19 protein-coding genes are annotated in these 18,610 nt (G+C 73.2%); 8 read left to right on the forward strand and 11 right to left on the reverse strand.

The window, feature by feature from the left end; translation table 11 throughout:
• Nucleotides 1-78: 78 nt before the first annotated feature.
• A complete protein-coding gene (hemC, locus tag F6W97_RS29935) occupies nucleotides 79-1,002 on the forward strand; it encodes a hydroxymethylbilane synthase (protein WP_230687091.1) in 924 nt (307 codons plus the stop codon).
• 21 nt (nucleotides 1,003-1,023) lie between these two features.
• On the opposite strand, the gene F6W97_RS29940 is transcribed toward hemC, so the two are convergent.
• From F6W97_RS29940 to F6W97_RS29950, 3 genes are read right to left on the reverse strand one after another with little or no spacing between them, the layout of a single operon-like run.
• Nucleotides 1,024-1,605 (reverse strand): kinase, encoded by a 582-nt coding sequence (locus F6W97_RS29940; RefSeq protein ID WP_155373892.1) that lies wholly within the window; start codon nucleotides 1,603-1,605, stop codon nucleotides 1,024-1,026.
• A gap of 38 nt (nucleotides 1,606-1,643) precedes the next feature.
• Nucleotides 1,644-2,576 carry an aminoglycoside phosphotransferase/kinase family protein gene (locus F6W97_RS29945; RefSeq protein WP_155373893.1) on the reverse strand — a complete coding sequence of 311 codons (933 nt, stop codon included), beginning with the start codon at nucleotides 2,574-2,576 and terminating at the stop codon, nucleotides 1,644-1,646.
• Between the two features lie 40 nt (nucleotides 2,577-2,616).
• Nucleotides 2,617-3,087, reverse strand: coding sequence for a GNAT family N-acetyltransferase (locus tag F6W97_RS29950; RefSeq protein ID WP_155373894.1), 471 nt, complete (start codon nucleotides 3,085-3,087; stop codon nucleotides 2,617-2,619).
• A gap of 285 nt (nucleotides 3,088-3,372) precedes the next feature.
• Between F6W97_RS29950 and F6W97_RS29955 the strand changes: the two genes are divergently transcribed.
• Nucleotides 3,373-4,239: a calcium-binding protein gene (locus F6W97_RS29955; protein ID WP_196279390.1), complete on the forward strand. Its 867-nt coding sequence runs from the start codon at nucleotides 3,373-3,375 to the stop codon at nucleotides 4,237-4,239.
• 172 nt (nucleotides 4,240-4,411) lie between these two features.
• Here the strand turns inward: F6W97_RS29955 and F6W97_RS29960 are convergent, their stop codons facing one another.
• Together F6W97_RS29960 and F6W97_RS29965 are read right to left on the reverse strand one after the other, a co-directional pair.
• Nucleotides 4,412-4,816, reverse strand: coding sequence for an SRPBCC family protein (locus tag F6W97_RS29960; RefSeq protein ID WP_155373896.1), 405 nt, complete (start codon nucleotides 4,814-4,816; stop codon nucleotides 4,412-4,414).
• Complete coding sequence (locus F6W97_RS29965; RefSeq protein WP_155373897.1) at nucleotides 4,813-5,124, reverse strand: ArsR/SmtB family transcription factor; 312 nt, start codon at nucleotides 5,122-5,124, stop codon at nucleotides 4,813-4,815. Before F6W97_RS29965 ends, F6W97_RS29960 begins: the two co-directional genes overlap by 4 nt.
• A gap of 126 nt (nucleotides 5,125-5,250) precedes the next feature.
• Here F6W97_RS29965 and F6W97_RS29970 point away from each other — a divergent pair, with 126 nt between their 5' ends.
• Both F6W97_RS29970 and F6W97_RS29975 read left to right on the forward strand, forming a co-directional pair.
• Nucleotides 5,251-7,620 carry a glycoside hydrolase family 3 C-terminal domain-containing protein gene (locus F6W97_RS29970; RefSeq protein ID WP_155373898.1) on the forward strand — a complete coding sequence of 790 codons (2,370 nt, stop codon included), beginning with the start codon at nucleotides 5,251-5,253 and terminating at the stop codon, nucleotides 7,618-7,620.
• Nucleotides 7,617-8,606, forward strand: coding sequence for a LacI family DNA-binding transcriptional regulator (locus F6W97_RS29975; RefSeq protein WP_155373899.1), 990 nt, complete (start codon nucleotides 7,617-7,619; stop codon nucleotides 8,604-8,606). Before F6W97_RS29970 ends, F6W97_RS29975 begins: the two co-directional genes overlap by 4 nt.
• Nucleotides 8,607-8,670: 64 nt before the next feature.
• On the opposite strand, the gene F6W97_RS29980 is transcribed toward F6W97_RS29975, so the two are convergent.
• A complete protein-coding gene (locus tag F6W97_RS29980) occupies nucleotides 8,671-9,261 on the reverse strand; it encodes a hypothetical protein (RefSeq protein ID WP_230687092.1) in 591 nt (196 codons plus the stop codon).
• A gap of 207 nt (nucleotides 9,262-9,468) precedes the next feature.
• On the opposite strand from F6W97_RS29980, the gene F6W97_RS29985 reads away from it, so the two are divergent.
• Entirely contained in the window at nucleotides 9,469-10,101 is a 633-nt protein-coding gene (locus tag F6W97_RS29985; RefSeq protein WP_155373900.1) for an HNH endonuclease family protein, read from the forward strand.
• 68 nt (nucleotides 10,102-10,169) lie between these two features.
• On the opposite strand, the gene F6W97_RS29990 is transcribed toward F6W97_RS29985, so the two are convergent.
• Together F6W97_RS29990 and F6W97_RS29995 are read right to left on the reverse strand one after the other, a co-directional pair.
• Nucleotides 10,170-10,688, reverse strand: coding sequence for an SET domain-containing protein (locus F6W97_RS29990; protein ID WP_155373901.1), 519 nt, complete (start codon nucleotides 10,686-10,688; stop codon nucleotides 10,170-10,172).
• An 18-nt stretch (nucleotides 10,689-10,706) separates the two neighbouring features.
• On the reverse strand, nucleotides 10,707-11,855 hold the full coding sequence (locus F6W97_RS29995; RefSeq protein ID WP_155373902.1) for a peptidoglycan DD-metalloendopeptidase family protein: 1,149 nt from the start codon (nucleotides 11,853-11,855) through the stop codon (nucleotides 10,707-10,709).
• Between the two features lie 326 nt (nucleotides 11,856-12,181).
• On the opposite strand from F6W97_RS29995, the gene F6W97_RS30000 reads away from it, so the two are divergent.
• Together F6W97_RS30000 and F6W97_RS30005 are read left to right on the forward strand one after the other, a co-directional pair.
• Nucleotides 12,182-13,474, forward strand: a complete 1,293-nt coding sequence (locus tag F6W97_RS30000) for an enolase C-terminal domain-like protein (protein ID WP_230687093.1) — start codon at nucleotides 12,182-12,184, stop codon at nucleotides 13,472-13,474.
• Nucleotides 13,471-14,523 carry a Gfo/Idh/MocA family protein gene (locus tag F6W97_RS30005; RefSeq protein ID WP_230687094.1) on the forward strand — a complete coding sequence of 351 codons (1,053 nt, stop codon included), beginning with the start codon at nucleotides 13,471-13,473 and terminating at the stop codon, nucleotides 14,521-14,523. The genes F6W97_RS30000 and F6W97_RS30005 overlap by 4 nt, the downstream gene beginning before the upstream one ends.
• 141 nt (nucleotides 14,524-14,664) lie before the next feature.
• On the opposite strand, the gene F6W97_RS30010 is transcribed toward F6W97_RS30005, so the two are convergent.
• A complete protein-coding gene (locus F6W97_RS30010) occupies nucleotides 14,665-15,732 on the reverse strand; it encodes a glycerophosphodiester phosphodiesterase family protein (RefSeq protein ID WP_155373904.1) in 1,068 nt (355 codons plus the stop codon).
• Nucleotides 15,733-15,968: 236 nt separating this feature from the next.
• Here F6W97_RS30010 and F6W97_RS30015 point away from each other — a divergent pair, with 236 nt between their 5' ends.
• Nucleotides 15,969-16,688 carry a hypothetical protein gene (locus F6W97_RS30015; protein ID WP_155373905.1) on the forward strand — a complete coding sequence of 240 codons (720 nt, stop codon included), beginning with the start codon at nucleotides 15,969-15,971 and terminating at the stop codon, nucleotides 16,686-16,688.
• On the opposite strand, the gene F6W97_RS30020 is transcribed toward F6W97_RS30015, so the two are convergent.
• Both F6W97_RS30020 and F6W97_RS30025 read right to left on the reverse strand, forming a co-directional pair.
• Nucleotides 16,678-17,484 carry an ABC transporter ATP-binding protein gene (locus F6W97_RS30020; RefSeq protein WP_155373906.1) on the reverse strand — a complete coding sequence of 269 codons (807 nt, stop codon included), beginning with the start codon at nucleotides 17,482-17,484 and terminating at the stop codon, nucleotides 16,678-16,680. The genes F6W97_RS30015 and F6W97_RS30020 overlap by 11 nt on opposite strands.
• Nucleotides 17,485-17,486: 2 nt before the next feature.
• The gene (locus F6W97_RS30025; RefSeq protein WP_230687095.1) at nucleotides 17,487-18,605 is read right to left on the reverse strand and encodes a FecCD family ABC transporter permease; all 1,119 of its coding nucleotides are present in this window, start codon (nucleotides 18,603-18,605) and stop codon (nucleotides 17,487-17,489) included.
• Nucleotides 18,606-18,610: the final 5 nt, after the last annotated feature.

An 18,610-nucleotide genomic window follows, 5' to 3' on the forward strand; every position in this document is an offset into this window, starting at 1 on the left:
GGTGAAGAAAAGCTTCCGCACGACACGCCTGGATCGCTTCACGGCCTGTTCATGTCGGCTGGCCGTAGGGTTCCTCAGGTGACGACGACCGTCCGCCTCGGCACCCGGGGCAGCACCATGGCTTTGGCGCAGGCCCGCCACGTCGCCCGCGAACTGGAGTCCGCGCACGCGGGCCTCGCGGTGCGGATCGTGCCCGTGTCCACCCACGGCGACCGCTGGACCGGCAGCCTCGCCACGGCGGGCGGCAAGGGCGCGTTCACCAGCGAGATCGACGCGCTGCTGCAGGCCGGTGACATCGACCTGGCGGTGCACTGCCTCAAGGACATCCCCGGCGACGTCGCGCTGCCCGAAGGCATCGGCATCGCGGCGTACCTGCCCCGCGACGACCCCCGCGACGCGCTGATCAGCCGCGACGGCCTGCGCCTGGACCAGCTCGCCCGCGACGCGGTCGTCGGCACCAGCGCGGTACGCCGCCAGGCGCAGCTCCAGCGGGCCCGCCCCGACCTGCGGGTCAAGCCGATCCGCGGCAACGTGGACAGCCGCATCGCGCGCCTGGACGCAGGCGACGTCGACGCGATCGTCGTCGCCGCGTGCGGGCTGCACCGCATCGGCCAGGCCCACCGCATCACGCAGCTGCTCGACGCCGACCTGATGGGCCCGGCGGTCGGCGCGGGCACGGTCGTGGTCACGACCCGCACCTCGGGGCCGGCGTACACGCTGGTCATGGCGCTGGACGACCCGGACACCCGGGATGCGAGCCTGGCCGAGCGGGCGCTGCTGCTGCGTTTCGGCGCGAGCTGCAACAGCGCCGTCAGCGGACACGCGAACCTCGAATGGGACACCGTCACCCTGCGTGCCGCGGTGTACGCACCGGAAGGCGACCGCCTGCTGACCACCGTCGTCGCGGGCGACCGCACCACAGCCCCCGCGCTGGGCCGCCAGGCCGCCGATGAGCTGTTGTCCCTCGGCGCCCGCAAACTGCTCGACCCTTACCTGCGCTGACCCGGTCGAGCCGCCGCATCGTCATCGGGGCTGTGGCGGAGGCGCGGCGGGCACGTCGGCCGGGAACGGGGCGGCCGCGGCCAGGCCGGACCGCGCCGCGATCAGCGCGACGCTGTCGTCGAACGTCGACTCCGGGCCGATGACGTGCTCGCCGTCGACGCCGAGCACGTCGCGCTCGCGGTACCAGCCGCGCATCTGCTCGGGGGTGAAGTCGGTGACCTGCGGCCGGGTGCCGTGGCGGCGTACCGTCTCGTCGAACGGGATGTCGAGGTAGAAGGCGGAACTCGTCCCGCGGTGCGAGGCCAGCAGTCCGCGCGCCATGTCCCCGTACTTGCGCTCGTGCAGGATGCCTTCCAGCACCACGTGGTAGCCGTTGTCGAGCAGGTAGCGCACGGTGTTGTCGATGAAGTCCGGGGCCAGGCCGCCGGGGCCGTCCAGCTCGCGCAGGATGATCCGGCGCAGGTGGTCCTGTTCGACCAGGGCACAGCCGCGGCCGTACGCCAGCCGTACCGCCCGCGCGATCGAGGACTTGCCGGAACCGGAGTTTCCCCTGATCACGACCAGGATGGTGGAAGTCGTCCCGCAGACGTCGGCAGCGTGCACCCGCCGATGATGCCACCGGTGCGGCCCGGCGGCACGGCTCACGCGCCCGCGCGGCGCAGTCGCTCGTCGGCGTCGTCGGGAGACAGCCAGTCGATGCCGTCCAGGGCGAGCTTCTTGGCGTCGAACGCGTCCACCCACAGGCCCGCCGCCCAGCTCGCCTGCACCTGTTCGGCACTCCACCGCAGGCCTGCGGCGCGCTGGTATGCCTCGACGAAAGCCGCGGACTCGTCGACCGTGGCGGCGCCGTGCTCCGCGCCGATGGTCCAGACCGCGGCGGCCAGGCCCACGATCACCGGCTCCGGTGCGCTGATCAAGCTGTCCCAGTCGTGCACAGCCCACGGCTGCCCGTCGCGCCAGCGCAGGTTCTCCGCGTACCAGTCGCCGTGTCCGACGACCGTCGGCCCGGCCGGAAGTTCGCGCAGACGCCGCTGGACGCGGCGGGCCACGTCGTCGAGCCAGGCGCTGCCGGGTTGGGCGTTGAGGTCGGCGTCGCGGTCGTCGGGCGGCGGCCAGACCCCGCCGTGCTCGTGGTCCCAGGCCGTCCACGGCGGATGCGGCGCGAGCACGCCCACCCCCTGCGGGCGAGGCGCCTGCCGGACCAGGTCGGCCAGCAGCGCCGCGTACCGCTCGGCCGCGTCGCCGCCGACGGGCAGCGCCTCGCCGCCGGGGACGAGGACCTCGGCGTGGGCCGCGTACGCGCCGAACGGCACCGGGCCCAGCAGCGGCCGCGGGCAGGGGAACCCCGCGTGCCACAGCGCCTGCTGCACGGCGGTGCACACGGCCAGCCGGGCCGCGGCCGGGCGCACCTTCACCACCACCTCGCGGTCGTCCTTGAGCCGCACGCCGACGACGGCGGACAGGTGGGTGGCGGTGAACAGGGTCTCGGAGACGCCGGAACCGAGCCAGCGCAGGCACCAGGCGTCGAGGTCGGCGTCGGCGACGGCGGGCGGGGCGGGCATCGAGTGCGCCATGGCCGGGCAGGTTAGCACTTCGTCCGCAGTTGCGCCGCCCTCAGGCGGTGAGCTGCAGTCTTGCCACGACCTCGGTGTCCTCGGTCTCCCCGGTCTCGGTGAAGCCGAGGGACGCGTAGCAGCGGCGGGCGGCGGTGTTGGCCGGCTCGTACGACAGCGCGAAACTGCTCAGCCCGTGCTCGTCGGCGAGCAGCCCGATCGCGGCGCGCACCGCGGCCCTGCCGAACCCGCGGCCCTGCCGTGCCGCGTCGATGATGACGCCGCCGAGCCAGGCCGCCCCGTCGGCGGGGTCGACGGTCCACATCAGGAAGCCGACCACGTCGCCTTCGGTGTCGAGCACCGCCAGCGGCCGCCAGCCCGACTCGCCGTAGTGGCACAGCGCCAGGTAGTACGCGGGCGCGGCGACCCAGTCCGACTGCGACTCGGCGACGGTGAGCGCGGTGACGGCACGCCAGTTGGCGGCGTCGACCGGCGCGAGACGGACGGCATCAGCTGTGACGGGGGCAGTCATGACGGGCATCATGCCAGGTCGGACAGGTGTCGATACCCGTAGGAGCAGAGCGTCGACCCGCGGCAGGCGGCCGTGGTCGCGGGTGCGGCCGCGCTGCTCGGCCGAGCGCCCGGTCGGAGCCGGAAAACCGCAGATCAGAACATGATCGGCGTGGTTCCGATGTGCCACATTTGTCCGGTCTTAGCATGTGATCTCGGATTGCCCCGGCAGTGTGTGCCGCCACATCGGGTGGTGTCCGAACCTGCGCCGGGGGCGTACGTCCGCAGACACCTGGAGGCACCGTCCATGCGTATCGCACGCACCGCCCTCGCCGTGGCCGTCACGGCCCTGAGCCTCGCCGCCGTGCAGGCACCCGCGCACGCCGTGGCGCTGTGCAACGAGAAGCCCGTCACCCACCTGGGCACCGCCGAGGCCGACATCATCGTCGGCACCCCCGGCGACGACGTGATCCTGGCGCTGGCCGGCGACGACACCATCAGCGGCCTGGGTGGCAACGACGTGATCTGCGCCGGTGAAGGCAACGACACCGTGTACGGCGAATCCGCCGCCCTCGACGCGGCCGCGGCCGGCGGCAACGACACCGTCTTCGCCGGACCGGGCGACGACATCGTCGTCGGCGACTTCGGCGCGGCCGAGTTCCCGACCGTGGTCGGCGGCGTCGGCTGGAACGACTACCTGTACGGCGGCGAGGGCGCCGACACCCTGTACGGCGACGCGATCGACGTGACGGCCACCGCGCTCGCCACCGGCGCGGCGTTCGCCGCCGACGGCGTCTTCGGCGGCCCCGGCGCAGACACGATCTACGGCGACGCCCGCAACCTCACCCTCGACGTGGCCGGCGCCCTCGGCGTCGAGGCCGCGGGCAACAACCTGTCCGGCGGCGACGACAACGACGTCATCTACGGCAACTACGAGACAGTCACCACGCCCGGCACCGTCAGCGGCACCGGCTGGCGCGACAACATCAACGCCGGCCCCGGCGACGACACCGTCTACGGCGACGCCAAGACCGGCAACGACAAGCTCACGGTGGTCGGCGACCTGGCCTTCACCGACCTGATCACCGGCGGCGTCGGCACCGACTCGGCCGACGCGGGCCCCGGCATCGACATCTGCGCCACCACCGAAACCCCCACCGACTGCGAAGCCTGACCCTCCCCTCGGCCGACACCGGCCGAGGCCGGGCCGGGCGGGGCCGGGCGGGGCCGGGCCGACCCCGCCCCCTCCGGCCGCAACTCTTAAAGACTCGTGGCCTGCGGAGTGTCCCGAAGGCGCGACTCTTTAAGAGTTGCGGCAGGGGTGGGGTGGGGTGGGGCGGGGTGGGTCAGGCCGTCAGGGCGGATTCGATGCGGCGGAGCAGGCCGGGCCAGCCCTTGGACATGTTCTCGTAGGCGTTGCGGCCCAGGGGGGAGTCGAGGTCCAGGCCGGCCTGCTCGAAGAACAGGCGGGTGCCGGTGCCCTCGGGCTCCAGGCGGAAGGTGATGGTGTTGTCCAGCGAACCGGTCGCGAAGCGGTAGCTGAAGACCTTCTCCGGTTCGACCGCCAGCACCTCGCAGGGCTGCTCGCCCCACTTGCCCATGTCGAGGGTGAAGCGGTGGCCGACGACCGGTCGCACGTCGCCGGCGGTCCACCACTTGGCGTGCAGCTCGGGATCGGTCAGCGCCTGCCACACCCGCGCGGGCGGGTGGCTCAGGAACTGGTCGCAGCGGATGACACCTGGTTCGGTCATGGGAATTCCTTGTCGAGTGTGTCGCGCAGCGACCGCAGCCGCTCGCGCCAGAAGTGTTCGTACGGATGCAGCCATTGCCCGACCTCGGCCAGGGGCTGCGCTTGCAGGTGGTAGTACCGGTGGCGGCCGCGGGGCTCCTCGCGCACCAGTCCCGCGCCGCGCAGCACCTGCAGGTGCTCCGAGACCGCGGGCCGGCTGAGCGAGAACAGCCCGGCCAGCTCGCCCGCCGCGCGCGGGCCCTCGCGCAGCGAGTCGAGCAGTTGCCGGCGAACCGGGTTGGCCAATGCGCTGAACACGTCAGTGGTCACAGCGGGTGACGATACGTCGGAGATCTCCGACGTGTCAACTTCTTCCGACACGTTGCGGCCTTGACGCGCCTGGTTACGCGCGTAAGCATCACTGGTGCCCGGTGACGACGACGTGGGAGAGCACTGATGACCGCTACGGCAGCCACCGACCAGCTCGTGGCGTCGATGACGCTCGCGGAGAAGGCGTCCCTGTGCGCCGGGCGCGACTTCTGGTCCTTTTACGGCGTGCCCCGTCTCGGCGTGCCCGCGATCGGAGTCTCCGACGGCCCGTACGGGCTGCGCAAGGAGCGCAGCACCGAGCAGGTTCAGCTCGGCGACAGCGTGCCCGCCACCTGCTTTCCGACCTCGGCCGGCATGGCCTCCACCTGGGACCCCGAGCTGATCGAGCAGGTCGGGCGGGCGCTGGGCGCCGAGGCGCGGGCCGAGGGCGTCAGCGTGCTGCTCGGCCCCGGCGTCAACATCAAGCGCACCCCGCTGTGCGGCCGCAACTTCGAGTACTACAGCGAGGACCCGCTGCTGGCCGGGCGGATGGGCGCGGCCTGGATCCGCGGCGTGCAGAGCCAGGGCGTGGGCGCGTCGCTCAAGCACTTCGCCGCCAACAACCAGGAGCAACGCCGCTTCAGCATCGACGCCCTCGTCGACGAGCGGGCGCTGCGCGAGGTCTACCTCGCCGCGTTCGAGGCCGCGGTCGACGGCGGTGCGCCGTGGACGGTGATGTGCGCCTACAACCGGCTCAACGGGACCTACGCCGCCGAGCACGAGTGGCTGCTGACCCGGGTGCTGCGCGACGAGTGGGGCTTCGACGGCGTCGTGGTCTCCGACTGGGGCGCGGTCAACGAGCGCGTCGACGGCCTCGCCGCCGGGCTGGACGTGGAGATGCCGGGCTTCGGCGGCCACCACGACCAGCTCATCACCGACGCGGTGAACAGCGGGCTGCTGCCCGCCGACGTGCTCGACCGGACCGTCGCCCGGATCCTGGCCCTGATCGAGCGCACCGCGCCGGCCCGCGCCGGCGGCCACACCTACGACCGCGACGCCCACCACGCGCTCGCGGGCCGGGTTGCCGCCGAGGGCACGGTGCTGCTGAAGAACGACGGCGGCCTGCTGCCGCTGACCCCGGGCGGGCGGATCGCGGTCATCGGCGCGTTCGCCGAGCAGCCGCGCTTCCAGGGCGCGGGCAGCGCGCACATCAACCCGCACCGCCTCGACGACGCGTACACCCGGCTGTCCGAACTGGCCGAGACGACCTACGCCCCCGGCTACCGGCGCGACTCCGACGAGGTCGACGGCGCGCTGCTCGCCGCGGCGGTCGAGGCGGCCGGTGCCGCCGACACCGTGCTGCTGTACGTCGGGCTGACCGAGAGCTACGAGACAGAGGGCCTCGACCGTACCCACCTGCGGCTGCCCGCGAGCCACGACGCCCTCGTCGCGGCCGTCGTCGCGGCCAACCCGCGCACCGTGGTGGTGCTCAACAACGGCGCGCCGGTCGAGATGCCCTGGCACGGCGACGTGCCCGCGATCGTCGAGGCGTACCTCGGCGGGCAGGCCGGTGGCAGCGCCGTCGCCGACGTGCTGTTCGGGCTGGCCGAGCCCGGCGGGCGGCTGGCCGAGACGTTCCCGCACCGCTGGGCCGACAACCCCGTGCACGCGCTGCCCAGCGGCCCGCGGCAGGCCGAATACCGGGAGAGCGTGTACGTCGGCTACCGCTACTACGACACCGCGGGCACCGACGTGCTGTTCCCGTTCGGACACGGGCTGGGTTACACGACGTTCGCCTACGCCGACGTCACCGCGAACGACACCGAGGTGACCGTCACCGTCACCAACACCGGTGAGCGGGCCGGCAGCGAGGTCGTCCAGGTGTACGTGCACGAGCCGGCTGCCGCCGGGGCCCGCCCCGAGCAGGAGCTGAAGGGCTTCGCCAAGGTGCGCCTCGCGCCGGGGGAGTCGCGGGCCGTCACGATCGGCCTCGACCGGCGCGCGTTCGCCTGGTACGACGTGGCCGGCGCGCGCTGGGCGGTCACCGGCGGCCGGTACGAGATCCGCGTCGGCGCGTCCAGCCGCGACATCCGCGCCACCGCCACCGTCGACGTGCCCGGCGACGGCCCGCCCGCCCCGGCGTACCCGGTGCCCGCCGCCGGGCAGCACTGGGACCGGGACCGCTTCGGCGTCGCCTTCGGTCGCCCGCTGCCGGACAACACCGCCGACGTTCCGGGCGCGTACACGCTGAACACGCCCCTGCACGACATGCGCAGCTCGCCGGTGACCCGGCTGCTGCAGGCCACGGCCCGCCGGCAGGCCCGCGGCTTCGTCAAGGACCCGAAGAGCCCGATGGCGCTGCTCATCGGCGCGATGCTCGACGAGATGCCACTGCGGATGCTGTCGATGATGAGCCGCGGCAAGATCGGCCGCCCGGTCCAGGAAGGGCTGCTCGACCTGATCAACGGGCGCCGGCTGGCCGGCCTGCGCAGGCTCCTGCGGGCCCGGCGGCGATGACCGGACGCCGCCCGACCAGCGCCGACGTCGCCCGCGAAGCCGGGGTGTCCCGGGCGACGGTGAGCTACGTGCTCAACGACGCCCCGGGCGAGCGCATCGCCCAGCCGACCCGCGAACGCGTGCTCGCCGCCGCCGCCCGGCTCGGCTACGCCCCGTCGCTGGCCGGGCGGACGCTGGCCAACGGGCACAGCGACATCGTGCTGCTGGCCATGCCCGACGTGCCCGCCGGTGAGCTGACCTCACGGTTCGTCGACGCGGTGACCCGCTCGCTGGCCGCGCAGGGCCTGACCCTGGTCGTCCACTTCGACGTGCCGGCCGCCCCGCGGCTGCCGCGGCTGGCCGCGATGCTGTCGGTCCGCGCCGTGCTCAGCCTGTTCCCGCTGCCCGACGCCGACCTGGCCGCCCTGCGGCGGGTGGGCATCCGCGCGGTCCCGGCCGGCACCGGGTCCGACGGCCTGGCCACCGCCGCACTGCTGCGCAGGCAGGGCCGGATGCAGGTCGAACACCTCGCCGCGACCGGGCACACCCGCCTGGCGTACGCCCTGCCCGCCGACCCCCGCCTGTCCGTCTTCGCCGGACCGCGCCAGGACGGCGTCCGCCAGGCCTGCGCGGACCGGGAACTGCCCGCACCCGTGCCGTTCACCGTCCCCGACGACCCGTCGGCGGTCACCGCCGCGGTCCGCGCGCTGCTGGCCGACGCGCCACAGGTCACCGCGATCTGCGCGTACAACGACGAGGTCGCCCTGGCGGCCCTGCACGGCCTGCGCGAACTCGCCGTCGACGTGCCCGGTCGCATCGCCGTCATCGGCGTCGACGGCATCCCCCTGGCCGCCTACAGCGCCCCACCCCTGACCACGATCGCCGTGGCCCCCGCTGCAGCCGCCCTGCACCTGGCCCGCTCCGCCGTCGCCCGTCTCGCGGGCGAACGCGCCACCCCGGTCCCCGTCGAAGACGTCCTGCACCTCATTCCCCGCGCCACCACCTGACAGAGGAAGGGCACCTGCACATCGCCTGCGTGGTGGAAGGCGCCTTCCCCGCCGGGGCGAGGCGTCAGGCGACGGTGAGGTCGTAGTCGATGCTGACCTCGAAGTCCCCGGAGGTGCCGCGTACGCGCAGCTGGTGCGTGCCCGCCGCGGGCGGGGGGATCCGGGCCCAGATCCCGCAGCCGATCGCCGGGAACGTGCCGGCGTCCTGGCCCAGGGCGTTGCCCGCGACAGCCGTCACCTCGATCCGCTCGTCGGTGAACTTCTCCAGGGCCAGGCCGGTGCCGTCGAGCTCGGCGGTGCCCCGCGCGGCCGCCATGAAGGCGGCGCAGTCGCTCCTGTCGCCGAAGAGGTTGAGCACGGGCACCACGATCGGGCGGCCCTGCGGCACGGTGCAGCGCCGCTGCGCCCGCGTGCCGAAGGTGCCGGCCAGGAACCACACGTCGGCGGGCTGGTTGCGGGTGCAGAACTCCCCGGTCGCGTCCGCGACGGGATTGGTCGCCGTCGGCTCGCTGGCCGCCCAGGTCCACCACCTGCCCTGCATGGTGGCCGCGGCGGGTGACGCGGCGGCCGTGGACGGATCGGCGGCGGGCGAGCCGGTGCCGCAAGCGGCGAGCATGCTGGTCGCCAAGGCCAGGAGGATCATTCGTCGGAGCACGGAGCGGCACGATACCGGACCGGCCTTCCGCACGGGTGCCGCCGCGGTGACCGTGCCCACGGTGGTGCTGTCACAAGAAATTCATGCCGTCGTACGCATCCAGTCTGGATAGACCCGCCCAACATCTGAGATCGTCCATCTGTCGTCGTCGTGACCCCAGCCGGATCCCCCACCGGCCGCGGCGGCGGACAGTCGGGAGACCCTCCAATGTCCCGTGTCCTGAAGGCGTTGGCCGCCACCGCGGCCGCCCTGGCCATGTCGCTCACCCTGACCGCGACACCGGCCCACGCCACCCCGCCCAACATCCCCTCCTACAGCACCGCCGTCAGCCGCCTCGCGGCGCTGACCGTCGCGGCCGAGTCGCACGGCTCCACGTACAACCGGGACCTGTTCCCGCACTGGATCACGATCACCGGCACCTGCAACGCCCGAGAGCAGGTCCTCAAGCGCGACGGGGTCGGCGTCGTGGTCAACAGCAGCTGCGCCGCGACCTCCGGCTCCTGGTACAGCCCGTACGACGGCGCGACCTGGACCGCCGCCTCCGACGTCGACATCGACCACATGGTCCCGCTGGCCGAGGCCTGGGCGTCCGGTGCCTGGGCCTGGACCACGGCCAAGCGCCAGACCTACGCCAACGACCTCAGCGGGCCCGAGCTGTGGGCGGTCACCGACAACGTCAACCAGTCCAAGGGCGACAAGGACCCGGCCGAGTGGCAGCCGTCGCTGTCGTCGTTCCGCTGCACCTACGCCCGCGCCTGGATCCAGGTGAAGTGGTACTACAGCCTCACCGTCGACAGCGCGGAGAAGTCGGCCCTCAACAGCATGCTCGCCACCTGCTGATCGTCGTGAAGTCCCCGGTCGCGGGCGGTGTCCGCCGGCGGCCGGGGACTCACCCGAGCAGTGTCGCGTCAGGTCGCACGGATGCGGCCCAGCAGCAGCGGAATCCAGTGCTCGCCGTAGCGTTCCCGCAGGTCAGGCAGCTGCCAGTCGTCGCCGGTGACCACGCCGCGGCAGAGCGCCGTGCCGCAGGCGCAGGCCATGCGGAAGTCGGCGACCGCGGTGCTCGTGCCGTAGTCGTTGGTGATCTCCTCACCGGCGGCGATGTCGCGCCGGGCGGCGAGGGTGTACGCGTCGGTCCACCACAGGTTCGGGTCGCAGCTGTGGTTGCCGTACCCGTTGGGCTGCCGCGGCGGCAGCACCAGGTGCACGTCCTCGGCGACGCTGACGGTGTCGACGTAACGTCCCTCCCGGGCCGCCTCGGCGAACAGTTCCCGCAGCCGCGCCCCGCTGACCAGGCGCCCGCCCAGCCGGGACACGACGGTCCCGGCCGGGAGGGCGCGGCGCGCGAACAAGCCCGTTCCGGCGATGGCGGAAGTGCCGACCTCGACGTCGGCGTGCAGCCAGCAGTCTGCGGCGGGCTCGGTCACGCGATGCACTGAGCACGCTCAGATCAGCCGGCTGAGCGCCGACCAGGTGTTGGGCCCCGGGACGCCGTCGACCGGACCGGTGTACCCGCCGAGCTGAGCCATCCGCTGCAAGGCGGCGTAGGTGTTCGTGCCGGGAGCGCCGTCGATCGGGCCGGTGTAGCCGTATCCGGAGAGCACCTTCTGCACGCCCTTCCACGAGTTCGCGCCAAGCACGCCGTCGGCCGGGCCGGTGTAGCCGCCGAGCTTCGCCAGCCGCTGCAGGGCGGCGTACGTGTTCGTCCCCGGCACCCCGTCGATCGGGCCACCGTAGCCGAAACCGCGCAGCACGGTCTGGATGCCCTTCCACGAGTTCACGCCCAGTGCCCCGTCGGCCGGGCCGGTGTAGCCGCCCTTCTGCGCCAGCCGCTGCAGCGCCGCGTACGTGTTCGCACCGGGTGCCCCGTCGAGCGGGCCGGTGTACCCGTAACCCCGCATCACCTGCTGCACACCCAGCCACGTGTTCGTGCCCGGCGCCCCGTCCACCGGACCGGTGTAGCCCCCGGCCTGGGCGATCTCCTGCAGGATCACGCCCTCCGAGGAGGTGGGCGGCGGGGTGGTGCCGCCGCCGTTGGCGTACGGCGCCCCGTTCAGGTACGGCCACGGGTCGTAGCTGCTGCCGCCGCTGTAGAACGCCAGATGAAGGTGCGGGCCGGTGACGTCGCCGGTCGCGCCGATGGTGCCGATGACGCTCCCGGACGTCACCGAGCCGCTGGTGATGTACTTGGACTGCAGGTGCGCATAGAGGCTCTCCCGCCCGTCCGCGTGGCGGATCGTCAGATAGTTGCCGAGTGCGCTGCTGTACGAACTCGCCACGATGGTGCCCGGCCGGACCGGGTGAACCCTGCGGCCCAGCACCGTGCCACCGGTGCCGACCGCGTTGAAGTCGATGCCGTTGTGGAACCCGTCGCCTACACCGGAACGGGGACCGTACGGGTCGTCGAGCCGCGGCACGACGGTGCCCGCCTCGTAGAGATTCGTGAACGGCAGGTTGTAGCCGGCTACCGCGGCCGCCGCCGGCGTGGCCGCGAGCGCCTGCCCGCCCACGACGGCCAGCCCCGCCGCAGCGCCGCCGACGAGGAAGAAGCGCCGCGAGAACTCGGTCTTCGGCGGCTGTGCATGTGCTGTCATGGGCTGTCTCGATTCGTGTCCGGGGGTCGGAACTCGTCAATGCCGCTCCGCAAGCCACCGTGCCGCGTGCCTCGACGATCTTTGTGGGCGCGTGCTGACGAGCCTTCATCGTCGCGTCACACGTGGCCGCTGTGACCCAACGAATCCGCGGACTTGGGGCCGGACCCGCCGCGGCGGCTCGCGCGGGCGTGGACCCCGCCACGCCCGCCGTCCCCGTCCATGGACCCGATCTTGCGAAAAGCCCTGCTGCGGGTAGGGTCGCGATGATCCCGCTGGGCGGCGTCCGCTCACGTCACCCGGCCTCTGACGCACCTGAAGGACAGCGCATGTTGCACGAGCAAGCGGCGGACTCCGGCCCGCCTGTCGTGATGGCCGAGACGCAGGCGCCGTGGGCGGCGCGGGACGGCCTGCGGATCACCGGCGTACGCGCGATCGTCACCGCGCCCGAGGGCCTGCCCCTGGTCGTCGTCCGCGTCGACACCAGCGACCCCGGCCTGCACGGCTACGGCTGCGCCACGTTCACGCAGCGCTTCCACGCCGTCGTGGCGGCCGTCGACCGGCACGTGGGCCCGATGCTGATCGGCCGGCACCCGGCCGACATCGAGGACATCACCCGCATGGTGCACATGTCGTCGTACTGGCGCGGCGGCCCGGTGCTCAACAGCGCCCTGTCCGGGGTGGACCAGGCGCTGTGGGACATCACCGGAAAGCGCGCCGGGATGCCGGTGTACGAGCTGCTCGGCGGCCGGGTGCGGGCCGCCGCCGACACCTACCTGCACGCCGCCGGCGCGACCATCGAGCAGACCCTGGAACACGCGCAGGAAATCCTCGACTCCGGCTACCGGCACGTGCGCCTGCAGGCCGGCGGCCCGGGGCTGGGCACCTACGGGGCACCCGGCACCCCGGGCGGTTACCCGGACGCGCCGTACCCGGACGGCTGGGACGTGCAGCAGTACCTGCGCGACACCCCGAAGCTGTTCGCCGCGGCCCGCGAGGTGCTCGGCGAGACCCCGAACCTGATGCACGACGTGCACCACCGGCTCACCGTGAAGCAGGCCGTGGCCCTGGCCCGCGCGCTGGAGCCGTACCGGCTGTTCTTCCTGGAGGACCCGATCCCGCTGGAGCTGTACGACCGCCTGCCCGAGCTGCGCGCCGCGGCCCCGATGCCGATCGCGGTCGGCGAGCAGGTCGCCTCGGTCGCCGACGCGGCCCGCCTGGTCCTCGGCGGCGGGGTGGACCTGCTGCGGCTGCACATCTCCGCGATCGGCGGCCTCACCCCGGCCCGCAAACTCGTCGCGCTGTGCGAGCTGACCGGCGTCGGCACGGCCTGGCACGCGCCCGCGGACGTGTCGCCGATCGGCGCGGCCTGCAACGTGGCCCTGGACGTGAGCAGTCCCGCGTTCGCGATCCAGGAGGGCCACCTGTGGCCCGACCCGGTGCGCGAGGTGTTCCCGGGCACGCTCGACCCGCGCGGCGGCTACCTGTACCCCAACGACGCCCCCGGCTGGGGGATCGAGGTCGACGAGAAGGCGGCGGCGAAGTACCCGGCCGTCACCCACCTGCACGAACGATGGTCGGCCCGGGTACGCCGACCCGACGGAGGGATCGAGGCGCCGTGACCACACTCGCGATCGTCGGCACCGGCAACATCGCCGCCGGCTACCTGACCGACCTGCGCACCTACCCCGGCATCGAGGTCGCCGGCGGCTACGACAGCGACCCGGCGCAGTCCGCGGCGTTCGGGGCCGCGCACGACCTGCCGATCTACGGCAGCCTCGACGAGCTGCTCGCCGACGACAAGGTCGACGTCGTGGTGAACCTGACCCCACTGGTGGCGCACGTGCCGGTCACGCGGGCGGCGCTGCTCGCGGGCAAACACGTGTTCAGCGAGAAGCCGCTCGCGCCGACCGCGCACGAGGCGCGGTCACTGATCGCCGAGGCGGCGGCCCGGGGGCTGCGGCTGGGCTGCGCGCCGTTCACCTACCTCGGTGAGGCCATCCAGACCGCGTGGAAGCTGGTCCGCGACGACGCCGTCGGGCCGATCAAGCTGGTGTACGCCGAGGTCAACCACGACCGCATCGAGTCCTGGCACCCGGCCCCGCAGGGCCCGTACCGGTCCGGGCCGCTGTTCGACGTCGGCGTCTACTCGCTGACGGCGCTGACCGCGATGCTCGGCCCCGCGCGCCGGGTGTGGGCGTACGGCACGATCCTCAAAGCGGACCGGGTCACCCTGTCCGGCGAGATGTTCTCCCCGCAGGCCCCCGACTTCTCCGTCGTCATCCTCGAACTGGCCGGCGGCGCGACCGTCCGCCTCACCGCGAACTTCTACGTCGGCGCGGGCACCCGCCAGTCCGGCATCGAGCTGCACGGCGAACGCGGCTCCATCCACATCGCCGACTGGACCAACTTCGACTCCGAGATTCGTGCCGGCCTGCCCCCGGAGCCCGTCCCGCTGCTCGGCGACCCCTATCCCGGCATCCCCTGGGGCCGAGGCATCGCCGAGTTCGTCTCCGCGATCAACGAGGGCCGCCCCCACCGCTGCTCCGCCGAACACGCCGCCCACATCGTCGACATCCTCACTGCCGCCACCCACTCCCAACAAACCGGCACCCCCGTCGACGTCACCTCCACCTTCCCACCCCCACTCCCTCTCCCCTGGGCTGCTTGAGAAGGAAGGGCACCTTCTTATTGCTATAGGTGGTGGAAGGTGCCCTTCCTAACACTGCGGGTGCCGTGAGCAGGACGAAGGTGAACGCGGCGGTGCCCGGCAGGCGGGGAGACCTGCCGGGCACCTGGTGCGGTGCGGCCGTCAGCGCGCCTGGTACGCCTTCGGCAGCCGCATGCTTCGCTCGGCCATCAGCTCGCGTACCCGGTTCGGGTAGTCGGTGATGATGCCGTCGACGCCCATGTCCATGAGCGCCGCCACGGTGGGCATGTCGTCACAGGTCCACGGGATGACCTTCAGGCCGCGGGCGTGCGCCCGGTCGACCATGGCCCGGTCAGGGTAGAACCGGAAACCCGGGTCGCCGATCTTGCCGTTCTGCGGGAAGCCGTAGTTCGGCGACAGCGCGGTGACACCTTCGATCGACGCGGCCGCGGCCACGAAGTCGCCGCCGAAGTCGTCCGCGTCGATGCCGCCCAGCCACGGCGACGCGCCCGGCTGGCCGACCTGCAGGAAGTCGTAGTTGGTCAGCGCCACCAGCGGCCACTTCGGCGCGAGGCGGTGCATGGCCATCAGCGCGCCCCAGTCGAAGGACTGGATGCTGACCTGCTTCTCGATGCCCGAGCGGCGGATCTCCTCGTACACCCGGCGCACGAACAGCTCGCGCGGCGCGGTCTGCTCCGGCGCGCCCGCCTCGACCTTCGTCTCGATGTTGAGCGTGACCTGGTGCGCGCGGTGGCGCTTGACCAGGTCCAGCACGTCGCGCAGCTCGGCCATGCGCTGGCCCTTGATCTGCTGCTGCTCGGGGAAGCCCGGCAGCTGCTGGAACCCGCAGTCCATCGTCTTGACCTGCGCGAGCGTCAGGTCCTTGACGTACTTGCCGACGTACGGGTACATCGGGTCGCCGGGCGTGACCGGGGCGGTGTCGGCGCACTTCTGCGCGCTGACCTTGCGGTCGTGGGTGACGACGACCTTCGCGTCCTTCGTGATCTGGGTGTCCAGCTCCAGCGTGCTGACCCCGAGGCGCAGCGCCTTGGCGAAGCCTTCCAGGGACTCCTCGGTGGTCATGCCGATGCCGCCGCGGTGGGCCTGCAGGTCGAAGTGCGTCCGGTGGGGACGGTCGGCCGGGCCGTGGGGCGCCGACGCGTGCGCGGCCGCGGGGACGGCGAGCGCCGGCACCACGGCCAGGGCGGCCAGGACGTGACGTAAGGACATGGGGGTACCTCGGTTCCTTCAAGATCTTCTTCCGGTACGACCGTAGGAGCCGGGCCGGTACCCGTCATGACCTGGGCGTGAGGGGGTCATGAACGTTCGTGTACGGGCCGGTGCCGGTGCTCGGCACGATCGGGCCGTCCGGCGGGCGGCTGGGGGGATGCCCTGGCGGCGATGTCGGGGTGCGGTCGGGGCGCGGCCCGGAGGCGGGCGACGCCGCACCGGCAGAGGATCACCATGTGAAGAAATCCTCAGCCGTCGTGCTGCTCCTCGCGCCGCTCATGCTCACCGCCTACGGGCTCGTCCGGATCGTCGGCAAGTCCGACGGGGTCTACGGGCCGGGCCTGGACTGGCAGGCCGCGCACCTGCTGGCGCTGGCCGGGATGGTCCTGTTCGTGCCGGGCATCCGCAGCCTCGCCGGGCTGCTGCCGCGCGGCCCGTGGCGCACGGGCGCCGTGGTGCTGTCCCTGGCCGGGCTCGCGGCCTCGATGGTCCAGTTCGGCGCGGACATCTGGTTCGGGCTGCGCGCCGCCGACAAGGCCGGGATGCGGGAGCTGTCGCAGAGCTTCGGTGACATCCCGGGCGTCGACCTGGTCGTGTACCAGGTGGGGCCGCAGCTGTTCTTCGTCGGCCTGCTCGTGCTGTCGGTCCTGCTGGCCCGCGCGAAGCGGCTGCCGTGGTGGAGCCCGGTGGTTCTGCTCGCCGGCATCGCTTCGGCGGCGGTGTCACTCGACCTGCTGCCGGTGTCGGGACTGCTGATGTTGGCGGCCCTGTGGCCGGCGACGCGCGGCGGCTCCGCCGCCACGCCCACCAGCGGCCGTGCGGCCACGTCAACCGGCGACTCCGGCACGGTCACGGCGACCGGCGATCAGGATGCCGCGGCGCGGCGCGGCGGCGGTGGCATCGTCCACATCCGGGCCGAGGTGCCGGCGGGGCCGCCGCCGCGCGTCACGCCGTGACGGTCCGGGCGGGGTGGTGGCGGCTGAGCGGGATGACCATCGGGGTGGCGGTGACGGGGTCGGGCACGACCTGGCAGCCCAGCCCGAACACCTCGGTGACCAGCTCCGCCGTCACCACCGCGGCCGGGTCGCCCTCGGCCGCGATCCGCCCGTCGCGCATCACCACGAGATGATCGGCGTACCGGCAGGCCTGGTTGAGGTCGTGCAGCACCATCACCACGGTGCGCCCGTCGCGCCGGTTCAGGTCGGTGACGAGGTCGAGCACGTCGACCTGGTGCGCCAGGTCCAGGTAGGTCGTGGGCTCGTCGAGCAGCAGCACCGGGGTCTGCTGGGCGACGGCCATCGCGATCCAGGCCCGCTGCCGCTGGCCGCCGGACAGCTCGTCGACGGGCCGGTGGGCGAGTTCGGTCATGCCGGTGGCGGCCAGGGCCTCGGCCACGGCCTGCTCGTCGGCGGTGGACCACTGCCGCCACCAGGTCTGGTGCGGTGAGCGGCCCCGGCCGACCAGGTCGAGCACGCTGATGCCTTCGGGCGCGACCGGCGTCTGCGGCAGGATGCCGACCTGCCGCGCGACCTGCCGGGTCGGCAGCGTGTGGATGGCCCGGCCGTCGAGGAGCACCGCGCCGTGTTCGGGGCGCATCAGCCGGGCGAGGGCGCGCAGCAGCGTCGACTTGCCGCAGGCGTTGGCCCCGACGACGACGGTGACCCGGCCGGGCGGGATGTGCAGGTCGAGTTCGGACACGACGTTGCGGTCGTCGTAGGCGAGGGTCAGGCCTTCGGCCCGGATCACCGTCATGGTCAGCCTCCACTGCCGGCGCGGTTGGAGCGGACCAGGAGCCGGAGCAGGAACCCGGCGCCGATGGCCCCGGTCACCACCCCGACGGGCAGGTCCGTGTCGGGGAGCAGGCGCCGGGCCAGCAGGTCGCTGCCGGACACCAGCAGGACCCCGGTCAGCGCGGACAGCAGCACCGGCGGTGCGGACAGCCGGGCCAGCCGCTGCGCGATCTGCGGCGCGGCCAGCGACACGAACAGCACCGGCCCGGCCGCGGCGGTCGCGAACGACACCAGCGCGACGCTGACCAGCAGCAGCAGCCCGCGGGCCAGCTGCACGGGGGTGCCCAGGCCGCGGGCGACGTCGTCACCGAGCTGCAGGTTGCGGTTCCACCCGGCCAGCAGCAGGGCCGCGGGCAGCAGCACCGCGACGGCGACACCCAGCGGGCGTACGGACTCCCAGCCGCGCCCGTTCAGGTTGCCGACCAGCCAGCCGACCGCCTCCTGGGCCTGGTGCATCTTCGCGCGGGTGAGCAGGTAGTCGGTGGCGCTGGTGCACATCCAGGACACGCCGATGCCGACCAGCACGATGCGGAACCCGGTGCTGCCGCGCCGCCAGGCCAGCAGGTACACGGCGAGCGCGCCGAGCAGCCCGCCCGCCAGGCCCAGCGTCGGCGTGCCGAGGGTGTCGCCGAAGCCGAGCACGATGCCCGCGACGACGGCGGTGGTGGCCCCGGCGTTGATGCCGACCATGTCGGGGCTGGCCAGGGGGTTGCGGGTGATCGCCTGCAGCACCGCGCCGGAGGCCGCGAACGCCGCGCCGACCAGCACTCCGGTCAGCGCGCGGGGCAGCCGCACCTCGTGCACGACGAAGACGGTGCCGCGCGCACCGGAGCGCCACAGCGCCGGCACCACGTCCACCAGCGGCACGGGGTAGTCGCCGAGCGCCAGGCCGAGGCAGAACACGGCGAACGCGGCGAGCGCCGTGACGACGCACATGACGGCCAGGCGTGGGCGCAGCGGAAGGCCGAACAAGGACCGGTGCAGGGCGGTCCGTGACCGGTCGCCGGTCGTCGGGACCGGACCAGCCGCATACGGGTCGGCCAGGACGGTGGGCGTCGGCGCGCCGGGGACCGGAGGTGTCACGGCGT

The sequence above is a fragment of the Catellatospora vulcania genome, assembly GCF_009720385.1.
GTDB lineage: Bacteria > Actinomycetota > Actinomycetes > Mycobacteriales > Micromonosporaceae > Catellatospora > Catellatospora vulcania.

Coding starts and splice junctions, on each gene's coding strand:
- F6W97_RS29945 (WP_155373893.1), bottom strand. CDS start 2,576: ATGGCGCACTCGATGCCCGCCCCGCCCGCCGTCGCCGACGCCGACCTC.
- F6W97_RS29950 (WP_155373894.1), bottom strand. CDS start 3,087: ATGACTGCCCCCGTCACAGCTGATGCCGTCCGTCTCGCGCCGGTCGAC.
- F6W97_RS29955 (WP_196279390.1), top strand. CDS start 3,373: ATGCGTATCGCACGCACCGCCCTCGCCGTGGCCGTCACGGCCCTGAGC.
- F6W97_RS29960 (WP_155373896.1), bottom strand. CDS start 4,816: ATGACCGAACCAGGTGTCATCCGCTGCGACCAGTTCCTGAGCCACCCG.
- F6W97_RS29970 (WP_155373898.1), top strand. CDS start 5,251: ATGACCGCTACGGCAGCCACCGACCAGCTCGTGGCGTCGATGACGCTC.
- F6W97_RS29975 (WP_155373899.1), top strand. CDS start 7,617: ATGACCGGACGCCGCCCGACCAGCGCCGACGTCGCCCGCGAAGCCGGG.
- F6W97_RS29985 (WP_155373900.1), top strand. CDS start 9,469: ATGTCCCGTGTCCTGAAGGCGTTGGCCGCCACCGCGGCCGCCCTGGCC.
- F6W97_RS29995 (WP_155373902.1), bottom strand. CDS start 11,855: ATGACAGCACATGCACAGCCGCCGAAGACCGAGTTCTCGCGGCGCTTC.
- F6W97_RS30000 (WP_230687093.1), top strand. CDS start 12,182: ATGTTGCACGAGCAAGCGGCGGACTCCGGCCCGCCTGTCGTGATGGCC.
- F6W97_RS30010 (WP_155373904.1), bottom strand. CDS start 15,732: ATGTCCTTACGTCACGTCCTGGCCGCCCTGGCCGTGGTGCCGGCGCTC.
- F6W97_RS30020 (WP_155373906.1), bottom strand. CDS start 17,484: ATGACGGTGATCCGGGCCGAAGGCCTGACCCTCGCCTACGACGACCGC.